Raw genomic sequence first — 13,366 nt, forward strand, 5'->3', positions numbered from 1 at the left:
AGACGTATCTGCATTACATTAGATGATCACCAAAGAGGGCAAGGGAAAATGAGCAACTCTACTGTCTCAACGAACAAACACCCCACCACTCCTATAGAGCTATGGGGCACAATTCTTTTTAACGATCCCGGTTCACAATATAATTCATTAGATGCTTCAGAAAAGCGATATTGCGTGGCACCTCTTTTAATGCTTCCATGGCAAGGCAGTAGTGCTCCCACATTTCTTTACTGGCACCTTCGTAACCAAGGATGGACACGAAATTCGAGTTATTGTTATCCGAATCCTGGCCCACAGGTTTTCCAAGTAACAGCGTATCTCCTTCCACATCAAGCAAATCATCTTTAATCTGAAAAGCAATCCCCATATGATAGGCAAATTTCTGCAAAGCAGCAATCTCTGATTCCTCGGCCTGTGCGAGCATGGCTGGCATAACGAGACAAGCCTCGAACGCCACTCCTGTTTTGTAAAAGCACATCATATTCAGCTGTTCCAAGGTCAAAGCCTTTCCTTTGGAATCCAGATCCATCGCCTGCCCCATACACATATCCTCTGCCTTACGAGCCGAGTATTGGATCAAGGCAAGCACAGTCTCAGCATTGAACTGGTTCAGTGACGATTGCTCCCCGATGGCCTTCTGGATCAGATACAGACCGGTTAATTCCGCAGTAGCGCTATTGTGCACCTGATGTAATGTCTGGCGCCCTCTACGGGTAGAGGCGTTGTCCTGGGAAGGCAAATCATCAAAAATCAGGGAGGCTGTATGCATATATTCCAATGATCTTAGAAGAGGCACGATTGCCGATGGGTCTAATCCATATTCGTTCACACCCATAACCCAGGTCAATATAGGGCGTATCCTTTTCCCATCCCCCTCAAGACTATAATTGGCAGCATCAATAAGCTGTTCTTTCATGGCCTCGATCCCAGAAGGCTTGGTAATTTTCAATTGGTTGTTAATCTGGTCACGGACGGTTTTGACCGTATTCATAAAGTCTTCTTTTTCCCTCGAATCGTTCTTCAAATGGGTTATCATCTGGTCCCGAAGCAGCTTATCCAAGAAATCTACATCCTCCGCTTTGCCCACCATCTTCTGGATGAGACGGTTGAATTCAGGATTTCCGGATGCAAAAATCTCCATTATTTCATTGTACTTTTCTGCCCCTACCCGTTCTTTATAACGTTTGAGTCCATTTATTGCACGGTCCAGTATCACCTCGCGAGCCATAGCATCCGAGTCATATACGTTATGGATCAAATTCGAAATGACCGCCCAGTATAGTTCGAAGGGATTGATCAAATCCGATCTTTGATGATGATATTTTAAATAATAGGTATAGGGTGTTACCGCACCGTCCCTCATATCGTCGGCCATATCTGCAAAATCATCAGCAAGCTGGTTATAGATACCATAATAGAATGTTCGTTGCTCAAACCCTTCATCCTCAGGAGCACTAATCACGGAACGGACAATCAAGCGAGAAGAAGCAGATTTTAAAATAACGGGTATATAAAGCTCTTCATTGGTGTAATTAGCTCGTGTTAGATCCTTATCCCGGTCGATATCTTGAGAATGAAAGAAAACATAGGACTGCTCGAAAAAGGTTTGCTGTGTGTCTGGCCGCTGATGTGCCTTAATATACTCAAAAGCATCCGAGAGCTCCGAATGGATATAGCGAATGAACTTCATATGATCGCCGGACCAGTCGCCCAGTTCTGGCACAGATCCGGTAAGAAGCGCGGTACGTATCATATGGGAATATTGTTCTTTCTCTTGAACGGTCAACAGCTGAGAATCGAGCAGATCATCAATAAAAGGATAAGTCAACCCATAGGAATACCCAAGCCTGATGGCTTTATCCAGTCTGCACGAACGTTCAACAGGTGACACGGCTTCGTCCATTTCTTCCATCACATGCAGAATAACCCCAATGATGATTTTAATCAGTTTGCGCTGGGCATGCTCTGCATCCATTTCCTCAGGAATATGAGAAGCTACAGAGTTAAGCTTGTTGATTAGCCAGATTACAGTGGCTTCGATCCCTTCCTTTTGAGACCACCGATACACCCCCGCTAAATTCATAAAATCCGGTTGATCTCTCCTGTTAGCATGGGTGGGTTGAAGCAAATATCTTTTTACGTCAGCAATGACGCGCTGAATCCGGGTCTGTGTGTCGGCAGAATCTAGAGCCTTGCCTAGATCCCTCATGTAAATATAAGAGACACTCCGCTTCAGATAATCATCCAGTTTCCCTGTGTAACTCAGCCATTGAATATATCTGTAGTAATCCCGGGTATCCGGCTTTCTCTTATTCCGCGAAAAGAAGGATAACCATGAAGAAGAATGGATATGATTCCTTTTCCATATATGGATATCTTCTATAAGAGAGGTCACATAAGTTTTATCCTTGACCTGATTATAGAGTGATGCAAAATACTGAAGCGCCTTCTGTTCAGCCAGCTGATATCCTGTATCGGCTTGAAATTTTTTATTCATATGATGCATTACCTCAATTTCTCATTTTGTTAAACATGGTTGCATTTCTCCCTGAGGGAACGATTTGGATCATGTTTTTATCTTTATACGGAATAAAGTCTGTGAAGTTACGAATAGATTATATCCTTCTATATATATGCTACAATTTCAGAGTAGAACGAAAATAATGATAGGGAGGCATAACGTTGAGTATTAGTCTAGTTAAAGGGCAGAAGGTAGACCTAACCAAAAATAATCCACACTTATCCGTGCTAAAAGTAGGGCTTGGATGGGACCCTATGAGGGGCAGAAACATGGATATTGATGCGTCAGCGCTGCTTCTTAATGAGAACGGCAAGCTAACTCAGACGAAAAATCTAGTATATTTCGGAAATAAAAATAGCCCTTGCGGGGCCATCGTACATAGTGGTGACAACTTGACAGGACATGGTGACGGTGATGATGAAGTCATTACCGTCTCCCTCCAACAACTACCACCTGAAGTGCATAGAGTCGTATTTATAGTGAATATATTCCGTTTTTTTAGTTTTGGTAGACGTAAGGATTTCAGTATGGTGGACAATGCTTATATTCGAGTATTGGATGCGTCGCAAGATGAAGAGATTCTCCGATACAACTTGACAGAGTACTATAAAGGGATGTGCAGCATCCGTGTAGGTGAAGTATACCGCTATGGAGGAGAGTGGAAATTCGGTGCTATTGGAGAAGGAAGTACCATTACCTCCCTGAATGATCTTGTCAAAACGTATGAATAAGTATTTTTGATGTTAAGGAAAAACCCACGTCTGACGTGGGTTTTTATGCTAACTCTTCAACAGCCACCTGATACAGCAGAGAACCTTCACGGAGCAGCAGGCGGTCTTTTCTGAAATCCTGTTCGTGTGGCTGAAGGAACTCTTGCTCGTCATTTAAAAAACGAATGTGTTGTCCTTTGCTCAAGTTACCTGGCTTCACATTCTTTTTCAAGACATATTGTCCATTCTTTCCATACCCGCCGTCGAACAAAAAGTGATACCCATCTGTAGCCACCCCAGAGCAGCCGGAAATGCTCGGATTCATAAACGTAATCTTCGTACGATCGCTACCGGAAATGCACCCTAATGAAAAATCTGAATAGTAATAAAACCAGATTTCCTGTTCGCTGACTACGTTCAAAGCATAGCAATCATGAATGTCTGCCGCTTGGTTTTCATATATTTTGTGTCCCTCTTTATTCCAGGCGACAAGGCCGGAGGACCCCACAGGCTCATTCCAACCATAATTCCCAAATATACCTTCATCAAAATAGCTGGTCCAGATCGTACCTTCCCCTGTAACCTGAACACTCTGGATACCGTCTCCAAGCAGTAGTTCATTCACAGTACGGCCTTCATAATCAATAATTTTACCATTTAAATCATATTGGCCGGTTCCATAATAATGACAACGTGCTCCGACGAGCAGTAGATGATGATGTAGAGGCTGTACATAATGATAGTTAAACTGCTGTCCCTCCACATACACTTCTTCAATATGATCGTCTAGAATGAGTATCTTGTAAGTACGTCTCTCTTTAAGAGAGGCAGGCGGGAACATCCCCCGCACTCGTTCTGGGACTTTATCAATTAGCAAAATATACACGCGCCCATCAGGGCCAAATTGGGTCGAAACAATCTCAAACCCTTTAGTATAGTTGGAAATATCGACAAATGAATGAAGCTGTTTATTTAGATGTGACAATGTAGTTCCTCCTCTGAAAGATCAGTAAAGTGAAGTATGATTTGTACTGGACTTCATTTTGTCATAACAACATGCTACTGAGGAGGGCGGAAGTATGGCGATATCGATAGTGATCCCAAGAGATGAGTCATCGGCAAAAATATAGTCAACAAAAAAAGCTGGGTTCTGCTTCATAAGAAAAGCAACCCAGCTTGATCTTTATAGATGTCCCTCTTAAAGTATCTGGCCCTTGTCGGCCTTCTGCCATAAAGCCTCCGTCAGCTCATCAATAGTCTCCTTCATCACCAGCTTCTCGAGCCAGTGACTCGGGATACCGCTTTGCCCGTAATAAGCTCCTGCAATTTGCCCATACACCGCCCCGGTCGTATCGGCGTCATCCCCCAGATTTACGGCCAGCAGTGCCCCCTCTTCAAACGAAGTCGAATGGTGAAATGCCCACAGCGCAGCCTCAAGGGAACGAATGACATAGCCGGTTCCCTGTATTTCGGGCGGCTCCTTATCCTTGTAAGATCCCTGAATGATTTCTTCAATGGCTGCCGAATAAGCTGGCTGTTCCTGCCGCCGCCACTTATAGCAGATGTCGGCTGATAACATGGATTCTTTGTCCGCTCCCCACAGACCCGCCACAAGAATTGAAGCAAGCACGGCACAGGCCTCCACACTTTCGACTGCTCCATGGGTGGTTCGCGAGCTCAGCTCGGCGTACATCACTGCCTCTTCCGGACGGTTCGCATAGGCCATGGCAACAGGTGCAAGCCTCATAATCGAGCCATTACCGGCAGTCATGGGGTCAACGGACCCACTATACGGATCTCCAGAGGCCTCGAAGCGATGCAGTGCTGCTCTCGTTGCACCACCGATATCAAAGCACGTTCCCGTGCTACTCATATATCCCAGGTGATACCAATTGGTGTAGCGACGCATTTGGTCCGCTGGATCAAAGCTATCTTTTTGCACCATACTCTCGGCTAAACAAAGTGCCATAGACGTATCGTCGGTCCACTGCCCCGGCTTTAACCCAAAGACACCGCCGCCCACGATATCCGTTACAGGTTCAAATGTACCTGGACTGCTGAATTCCACAGTGGTTCCCAAAGCATCACCCACGGCCAGTCCAGCGAGACTTCCATAAAAACGATCCTTGATCAGTGCCATTTTGATCTAAGCTCCTTTATAATTGTTATAGCTAATGCGTATTTTCCCATACACTAGGAAGGAAGAAAGTCCGATACCGTCGTTTATTCGTAGCTTAAGGCTGTACAACCGCTATCTGGATTTAATTCAATGAAAATCCCTGCCTCATGATGGTAAATGAGTGGAAATCGCACCGTATCTACATATTCCCTCACACCGCTTGAAAGCCGCCATACCTGGAGCGGTACTCCTTTTCCCCACAAGAATAATCGGTCACCGGAAACGGCCATATCCGCTTGGGGATATGGGTAAATCCCGTATTCATCAGGCTTACAATTTAGAGGCGGGATCGCAGGAAGCACACGTCGGTACCCTGGCTGAGTCATATCGAATAGGACAACCGCCGGTTCCACTCCTTCCTCTCCCCAATCTTCCTCCTCCAGTAAATCGGCATCCATCTGTCCCCAAACCGCCAATCTATCGGGTCCTGTCCAACATACTGGCCCATCCCAATCTATGGTTTGCCAAAGATGGCGAACTGACGGACCATTCTCCGATTCCCATGAGTTCAGCAGCCAATTAGATAAGGACCAAGTTCGGACTACTCCTAATGGAGCCCATACCCATCCCGTATCCGCAATCCACTTTCCCTCTGGAGAAGTCAGGAGCCTCCCATGAAAATAATTTAGATAATGCTCATCTTTTCTTTCGCTGTTATAAACAGGGGTTGGTCTTGCTGTCAAAAGCATCCCGGTTTCTACATCCGTCAGATCCAGCCGGTTCCATTCCGTCCCATGAACAAGGATACATGCACCATCTCGATGAACAAATGCCAGGGGAAACATACTTTTATCGTAGTGGTATTCGTCCCGTGATAATTGCATTTTTTCTTGAGCATGGACTAAATCATACACTGCCGCATGTCGGCCAAATCGATTGGAGATCGCCACGTACTTGCCGTCAGGACTGGTAACCATTTGGACAGGTTGCAGGGGATTAAAATCAGGAATACAAATATGTGTGCATAATTCTGCGCTGCCAGAGCGAAGTTCTAGTCTCCACAGTTCTGCCTGTGTGTTTAGTGCTAGCAGGGTTATGCTTCCCTGAGAGCCACCCTTTAGTGGATGAATGGCCGTAAGACGTCCGATAGTCTGTGGTAAATCAGGTAAAGAAACGTGATGAAATGGCATCATTTAACCCCTTTTAATCTGGATAAATAATAATTTATACCCGTATTTGTGAAGCTGGATTTATCGATAAAAAATCTGATTTCAAGCAATGCAGATAATACTTTCATAAAAACTCCCGGTTTTTTCTTGCAGAAACATTTAAAATATGTAATTTCGCTAGGATTACTTTTGAGAATAAAATAGGAGTAATTCATCAAGATCAAATTGGAGATGAACTTCTCTGTTGGCGATTGATGCTCATTTATACAGTCGATCAGCACCTCTAATACCCTATTTTTATTAGAGTTATAGGCATGTATAAACATCGTTGCTTCTGCAAACGGCTTGTTGAAATCGTCATACGGAAAATCATATACATCATGACTGCCCAGGATGAAGTTCACCAACTGACCTTGCAAAATTTTTATTTTTCCTAGCGCTGCTCGGGTATCTATATCCATCTCATTTTTGTTAATATGCTCATGCAAAATGTCAATTAGAATATGCATATCATACTGTTGTGCGTCTTCCATCCTGTACATCATCTTATTATTTTCAATCGTTAGACGATCATAAATGTCATCCCCTAAACCCAGTTCAAATAAGAGATGGTGAAGAAAAAATAGCCTGTCCTGAGTAAGCGAGAATTCATTCCCTTTCTCTGCTAGATGTGAAACCTGATATTGATAATAAAAACAACATAAGTTTTTTTGGCTATAAGTAATATCTTTATGTATATCAAAAACGTTAAAAATGAGCGAAAGCAATCGAATCAGACGTTCAGCATCTGCTACGCTTAGAATGGGATGATCCATTTTTGTAAATAGCGACCTGTCAAATAAATCATGCCATCGCACTAAAGAAATATGACTCTGCTCATTTATATTCAAAGTTAATATTCTTAAATTTTGCTCTTGATCAGGATAGGAATAGAATAGATATTCATGACTTAAATCAGAAATACGCTCATTAAAGAAGGCTCTTAACTTGTAATCGTATATTTTAGAAAAAGACATTTCTCTCCTCCTTGCACAGCAAGACAAACTTCATGTTGAACCTGGCATAACACATTAATCCGAACTCCTATATTGTAAAATTAATCTGGATCGACTGGCAAGGTGACATAAAATAGAGAAACGTATGTTCTTCCTTTCTATATTATGATATCTTTATGCTAGGAATGAAACGTTATGACGAAGGTCATAGTCTGCGATTAGAAAGGAATGAACACCTATGAAACAGCTAAGCGAAGCTCTGGCCCGGTTTGTACAACTACAAGACTTGTATAATGCAGCCTACGGGCTGTTCCAAGACCACGACATCCAGCCCCGGACGGAGAACCTGACAGATTGCTGGGACAGCCGAATTCCTGTATCCCCTGAGCTTGAATACCTATATAGCCACTATGAAATGATCGATGCCAAGGCAGCGGGAACACACAAATTAAAAAATGCAGCAGTTGAAATTGGAGATGCCGCGGTTCTCTTTTTTGTCGCACCAGAACATCTGTATCGCCAACAGCTAGGCTATCGCTTCATTACATCTGGAGAGCTTGTTCATGAGTCATCTTCGTGGCCCTCCCACCATGTTGTAATTGCCACGTTTAATGATGATCCAGTCATTGTCGATACTAGCGCACCTGGTTCCCCTGTATATGCTGCAATTGAGAGTGGTGGGGCGCAGCAGGTGGCTGACTCTTTAGCTAACTTCTTTACGGCTCTTTCCATCCTGATTGAAGGTGCCTGTACCTTTAAGGGAGAATTGATAGATGAAGATACATACGAAACCAAAGCAGCATATATCGAGCACGTAAAACCATTGCTGCATCATTTGTTGGGCGAAAACCAAACCACGTATTTGCTGAATTACCTATCCTTTTGTTAGAAATCCTATTGGTTAAAGAGAGGTGGGGCTTTTTATGATCTATATCGCATTACTGCGGGGCATCAATGTCGGCGGCAACAACAAGATCGAGATGAAGAAGCTCAAGCAAACGTTTGAACATGCAGGTATGGGGCATGTGACGACTTACATTAATTCTGGAAACATTATTTTTTCCAGTCAGGAGCGGTCCAACCAGGAGCTATCGCTCATACTGGAACAGGCGATTCTCGAGGATTTTAGCTTACCTATCCGCGTCATCGTCCGTAATATGAAGGAGATTCAGAGCATTATGGAGGCACTGCCGAATGAATGGGCTAATGATACACAGATGAAAAGTGATGTAATGTTTCTGTGGGATGAAATTAACGATATTTCCGTTCTGGACAAGCTTCCTTTAAAACCGGGAATTGGACATGTCATCTATACGACCGGAGCCATTCTGTTTTCTGTCAGCAAGGAACAAGTCACAAAAAGCGGTTTAACAAAATTAGTAGGCACTAAGCTGTATCAGCAAATGACGGTGCGGAATGTGAACACAACCCGTCAGATTTATAAGCTGATGCAAATGGCTGAACAGGAAGAGTTGCAGGATATGGACGCATGACTGCAGTCGTGTTTAAATAGGGCTAGGCAAGATCAAAAACTCGCCAAAACTCATTAAAAAAATTATCTATATAAATCAACAATTTCTAATACTATAGGCATAGAGATTTTGCTAAACTGGAAGGGTTCTCAGACGTAGAGGGACACCTATCATCAGCATGAACTAAACACTGAATAATGGGAGAAAAAACACTGTGACAAACCTACAAAATCAAAAACAAGTATATATAATCCACGGCTATACAGCTTCGCCAACAGATCATTGGTTTCCTTGGTTACAAGATAAATTACAGGAAGACGGGGTTTCGGTAAATATACTAGATATGCCCAACTCGCAAGCCCCCAAACTTAATGAGTGGATTGAGCACCTATTGCAAAATATTAAAGCCCTACATAAAGACACCTATTTTATTGGTCATAGCTTGGGTTGTGTATCCATATTAAGATACCTGCAGCAAGTCAACATCCCGGAACCGCTAGGTGGCGCCGTTTTCGTTTCCGGTTTTACTGACCCAGTGCCAAGCCTGCCGTCATTAAATGAATTTACAAATGACCATTTGGATGGACAGCAGATCACGGATTCGCTAAAAGCGCGTGCGGTTATAGCTTCAAAGGACGACGCAATTGTCCCCTTTGCACTTAGTAAGAAACTAGCGGAAGATGTTCAGGCTGATTTTCACGAATTAGATCATGGAGGGCACTTTTTACAAAGTGACGGCTTTACCACTTTACCGATCGTCTATCAAGTTTTAATGGAAATGATGAATGAAAATAAGTAGCGTTAAAAACCCCCGCAAAATAGACCTAGCAAAAAGGGTCCAGCTTGCGGGTTTTACATTTTCCCACTGGATGAATTAGGAGGAATAAAGCGTATGTTTAGTCAAGATATTAATATAATGCCCATTTTTCTGTACACAGCTCCATAAAAGAATGAGCAACCTGTTCACATTCGTCATACCCCAAGCTACCAGAATGAGCAAAAAGAATGGGATATTCGTTGTTTCTTTTTTCCTCTCTCATATCAAACATATAGTGGTTTCCGCTACCATCCATCGCAAACGACACGGCACCCGGCATATACTCTGGCAGCTCGTAGGCGAGGTTCATTTCTCTCAAATCTTCAGTATTGAAAAACTGAAAACATCGTTCTCCATTTTGAAATTCCCCACCGTTAGAGTATTTCAAAAGTTCTATGTAACTATCAGGAAATTGTCCTTGGGGCAGATGCCAGCCAACAGGATCTAGAGGTTGATATTGATCATAAAATGGAGACGATTTCGGAAAAGGGTTCGCTTGTCTTTGTTGGATTTCGTGAATTTCCTGCTCCGATAGCTTGATGTTCCATGTGCTCAAAAAATTCGCGATTTGTTCACCAGTTGCTTCCGGACATTTTATAAATTGATGTTCAAAGTGAATACTCCACATAATAACCACCCTCCTACCTTGACGTCTCTAAAAGTTGTTTTTGCTACCTTTTTCAACCTTTTCCATCTTTTCCAACCCATTCAGCCACACTTTCATGAGGTTGAAGGTTCTCACATTTATAGTAATATACGGTCTTGAGCTCGTAATCCAAGCTTTCCGCAGCAATGAAAAATCGGGTACCAAACGTTTGATCTTCCATACAAATCACAGGCCCCTCAATAAATCCGTAAGAGACAGTTTTTAACATTTCCAATTCCTTGTCATTAGCCAGTCTAAAGTATTCAATTGAAAATACACCGCCCGGACAGGAAAGAAACGAGACCTTGTAAAATGTAATCTCTATGTTGTGATAATAGCTAAAGTCAAAGCTCCCTGCTAGTACTAGCTTAGGGCGACTTGTATAATCATAAATGTAGTAATGGTCAATGTTATTTTGAGAAAGTATTTCATTCAGCTGCATCAGTTTGGATTGAATGGAATGATTCATGATCCTATGTCCCCCCTCCCCACTCGCGGCTATTCCCGATCCGTCACCGCCTGCCACGCTTCTGTTATTGCTATAGGTGATTTGTGGCTGGTCTCTCCGCCACCTTCCTGAGTCCATAGCGGCGGATAATAAGCAAATACCTCTCCTGGCTGAAGTTGCTCCATATCCGACTGCCAACCATTCCAACGGAATGTCTGGTAGAACAAACCCAAATCTCCCTCAGCCAACCAGCTCAAGAAACCGGAATAGGCCAGCTCAGTGGATTCCCACTCCAATGCATCCGGTGCAAAATAGTAGATATGGCCGCTAAATCCAAACTTTCCTGTATCCAATCCAAAGAAGCCACCTGCTGCATCATAGGCCACAATCAGCATTCCCCCAAGTGCAGGAACGCTCGCTGGCTCTTGCAGCCCGTTCCATGAAGCCAAACTACCGTAAACTCCGGGCCCGCCTGCACCCAGTAAGGTGATCCATCCATGGTCAAACATGATCCCTCCTGTTTCATAGGCAACCGTTCCCAAATACGACTTTGTACTCGCCTGCAGACGGTATAGTGCATCTCTCCTAGCCGATTCCGATTCTGCCGATACAATGCAATATGGATTATTCCCTTCTTGCAGAATATTTCTGACCTCTTCCCATGCATGGTTGTCCTGATCCATTAGCTCATCAACCGTTAACGTATGCATATCCATTCTCCTTCCTGTATTCCAATATCCATCTTTCAACCTGTGAACTGATTTTCGAAAACTTGCGTTTGCTCTAAAATCACCCACTGATTCAGCTCGTCGTAGCCTTGGACAATCGCCGTGATCTCATGCCTCGGATACATCCACTCGGATGGGGCCTTTTCCGCATATGAATGGGTGTCTGCCAATCCGACTGCATTGTGCTGGAAAATATGAATTAGTGTTCCGTGTGGAAAAAGGGCTTCAATATATCCAGTTACCTTAGTCCCAACCGGCAGTGCATTTTTGATTTGATGCCATTCCTTTTTGAAGGTGTGAAGATTGTTGGACCAGACTTCTTCAAACTCTTTTTTTGTAATTTTCGTATAATAGGGCTCTGTATCATCAATCGCTTTCTCTGCTAACAAGAAATGATATTGCTCGTGCTTACGATTAGAAGCAATAAAAGTACCGTCATCTTGGATCACAATTTGCCGATAGGCTACGCCGTCTGAGTCTATTTCAAAATACCAGGTTCCCATGCCTGGTTCTGGACAATCTTTAAGATATTTCATTCGTACCTCCTAAAAGGATGTATAACCGTGTCATTTCATCTTTCTTTTTCCGCTATAGATTCTTGTCAAATATGCGAGATATTCCGAACGCGTCAGTCCTCCTGTTTGGCGATTGAACTCATCGTACGAAATGTCTTCCGGGAATCCGAATTCGGCCAGTGCTTTTCGGCGCTCTTCCCGATACAACGGGTTATCCAGGGTGTGGTGCCACTCCCGCTCTTCCCAAGGACCAAAACAGTCTGCAATGACACCTGAATATACACCGTTATTTAACAATTCGCGCGAAGACTTGAACACTGTCTTCCCTTCCGGTTTGGAAATTGTGCCCGTTCCCCAGGACAGTCTATATATTCTTTCTTTACTGCTATCTATGCTACTGCCGTAACCAATCGGAAACACAATATCCTCTTCCGCCAACGCTTTATGCCCTATCCGCTCGTAGGACCCTCGCATAAAGGAATCATCCATGACAATCCAGGTTGTATCAGATAACGGGGCGGCCGTGATGGATTCCAAAGTTATTGAACGGTCACGACTTGTACACAAATACGGACGTACGAATAAAGGCATCGTCATGACACTGTTCCATATGCTCTCCTTTGCAAACAACTGATCCTTTTGCATTTGGCGCAAATCTCCGACGACCAGTACATAGCCATCTGTAAAAAGGTCTATTTCCACGCGGAAGATGTCTCCCGGAATGGTTTTATAACGCAGGTTTTTCATATGCTTCAATCGTTCCAGCTTACGATCATAGTCGTTAGGCACAAGCGACGGGTAACGTTGAAGCCAATCGATGATCTCTTCTTTTACTATGTAAATGCTCACATCCAGTGATGGGCAATCTTACGCCAGTTTTGCTATTCACAGCAGTAACATAACTAATAGGACGATCTCTTCGAATGCCTGCTGAAAAGGACACACCTTCTGCTGTGATGCTCGAAACACTTGTATAATTCAGTTTTTTCTCTTTGCCACGAGCCGTTTTAGGTAGAACAAATGCCCGATCACGAGTAAAAATCTCTACATCAGCTTCTCCATAAGCATCCTCTTTGGAAGAAATTCGCTTGCGAATAACATCTCCATCCATACAAATAAAATATCCTTCTTTAATTTCTACTACGTCCCAATGTTCTTCCAGCGTCTCCAGCCCAAAATAGGGTCGTAACGCGTTCGTTAACCAACTATTCATCTGCTCCTCCTGT

The 13,366-nt window shown here is 43.5% G+C and carries 13 protein-coding genes and 1 pseudogene; 4 read left to right on the forward strand and 10 right to left on the reverse strand.

Annotated elements, in window-relative coordinates; genetic code table 11:
• Window positions 1-118 precede the first annotated feature (118 nt).
• Entirely contained in the window at window positions 119-2,506 is a 2,388-nt protein-coding gene (locus tag ACU1JV_RS04855) for a polyprenyl synthetase family protein (protein WP_165081961.1), read from the reverse strand.
• 176 nt (window positions 2,507-2,682) lie between these two features.
• Here ACU1JV_RS04855 and ACU1JV_RS04860 point away from each other — a divergent pair, with 176 nt between their 5' ends.
• Complete coding sequence (locus tag ACU1JV_RS04860; protein ID WP_413986742.1) at window positions 2,683-3,252, forward strand: TerD family protein; 570 nt, start codon at window positions 2,683-2,685, stop codon at window positions 3,250-3,252.
• 43 nt (window positions 3,253-3,295) lie between these two features.
• Here ACU1JV_RS04860 and ACU1JV_RS04865 read toward each other — a convergent pair whose 3' ends face one another.
• The 4 genes from ACU1JV_RS04865 to ACU1JV_RS04880 form a co-directional block, all read right to left on the reverse strand.
• The gene (locus tag ACU1JV_RS04865; protein ID WP_413986743.1) at window positions 3,296-4,216 is read right to left on the reverse strand and encodes a hypothetical protein; all 921 of its coding nucleotides are present in this window, start codon (window positions 4,214-4,216) and stop codon (window positions 3,296-3,298) included.
• A gap of 213 nt (window positions 4,217-4,429) precedes the next feature.
• Complete coding sequence (locus ACU1JV_RS04870; protein ID WP_413986744.1) at window positions 4,430-5,371, reverse strand: ADP-ribosylglycohydrolase family protein; 942 nt, start codon at window positions 5,369-5,371, stop codon at window positions 4,430-4,432.
• A gap of 83 nt (window positions 5,372-5,454) precedes the next feature.
• Window positions 5,455-6,540 carry a hypothetical protein gene (locus ACU1JV_RS04875; protein ID WP_013372338.1) on the reverse strand — a complete coding sequence of 362 codons (1,086 nt, stop codon included), beginning with the start codon at window positions 6,538-6,540 and terminating at the stop codon, window positions 5,455-5,457.
• Entirely contained in the window at window positions 6,540-7,535 is a 996-nt protein-coding gene (locus tag ACU1JV_RS04880) for a hypothetical protein (RefSeq protein WP_413986745.1), read from the reverse strand. The genes ACU1JV_RS04875 and ACU1JV_RS04880 overlap by 1 nt, the downstream gene beginning before the upstream one ends.
• A gap of 217 nt (window positions 7,536-7,752) precedes the next feature.
• Here ACU1JV_RS04880 and ACU1JV_RS04885 point away from each other — a divergent pair, with 217 nt between their 5' ends.
• The 3 genes from ACU1JV_RS04885 to ACU1JV_RS04895 all read left to right on the forward strand — a co-directional run bounded on the left by ACU1JV_RS04885 (window position 7,753) and on the right by ACU1JV_RS04895 (window position 9,785).
• Window positions 7,753-8,403 (forward strand): hypothetical protein, encoded by a 651-nt coding sequence (locus ACU1JV_RS04885; protein WP_025679202.1) that lies wholly within the window; start codon window positions 7,753-7,755, stop codon window positions 8,401-8,403.
• 34 nt (window positions 8,404-8,437) lie between these two features.
• On the forward strand, window positions 8,438-9,007 hold the full coding sequence (locus ACU1JV_RS04890; protein WP_413986746.1) for a DUF1697 domain-containing protein: 570 nt from the start codon (window positions 8,438-8,440) through the stop codon (window positions 9,005-9,007).
• A 193-nt stretch (window positions 9,008-9,200) separates the two neighbouring features.
• Window positions 9,201-9,785, forward strand: a complete 585-nt coding sequence (locus ACU1JV_RS04895) for an RBBP9/YdeN family alpha/beta hydrolase (RefSeq protein WP_413986747.1) — start codon at window positions 9,201-9,203, stop codon at window positions 9,783-9,785.
• Window positions 9,786-9,894: 109 nt separating this feature from the next.
• Here the strand turns inward: ACU1JV_RS04895 and ACU1JV_RS04900 are convergent, their stop codons facing one another.
• The 5 genes and pseudogenes from ACU1JV_RS04900 to ACU1JV_RS04920 all read right to left on the reverse strand — a co-directional run bounded on the left by ACU1JV_RS04900 (window position 9,895) and on the right by ACU1JV_RS04920 (window position 13,353).
• The gene (locus ACU1JV_RS04900; RefSeq protein WP_413986748.1) at window positions 9,895-10,431 is read right to left on the reverse strand and encodes an SMI1/KNR4 family protein; all 537 of its coding nucleotides are present in this window, start codon (window positions 10,429-10,431) and stop codon (window positions 9,895-9,897) included.
• A gap of 52 nt (window positions 10,432-10,483) precedes the next feature.
• On the reverse strand, window positions 10,484-10,918 hold the full coding sequence (locus tag ACU1JV_RS04905) for a hypothetical protein (protein ID WP_413986749.1): 435 nt from the start codon (window positions 10,916-10,918) through the stop codon (window positions 10,484-10,486).
• 29 nt (window positions 10,919-10,947) lie between these two features.
• Window positions 10,948-11,607, reverse strand: coding sequence for a DUF2625 domain-containing protein (locus tag ACU1JV_RS04910; protein WP_413986750.1), 660 nt, complete (start codon window positions 11,605-11,607; stop codon window positions 10,948-10,950).
• A gap of 35 nt (window positions 11,608-11,642) precedes the next feature.
• The gene (locus ACU1JV_RS04915; RefSeq protein WP_413986751.1) at window positions 11,643-12,161 is read right to left on the reverse strand and encodes a hypothetical protein; all 519 of its coding nucleotides are present in this window, start codon (window positions 12,159-12,161) and stop codon (window positions 11,643-11,645) included.
• Between the two features lie 30 nt (window positions 12,162-12,191).
• A pseudogene (locus tag ACU1JV_RS04920) lies at window positions 12,192-13,353 on the reverse strand (immunity 26/phosphotriesterase HocA family protein).
• Window positions 13,354-13,366: the final 13 nt, after the last annotated feature.

Source organism: Paenibacillus sp. T2-29 (assembly GCF_052921365.1).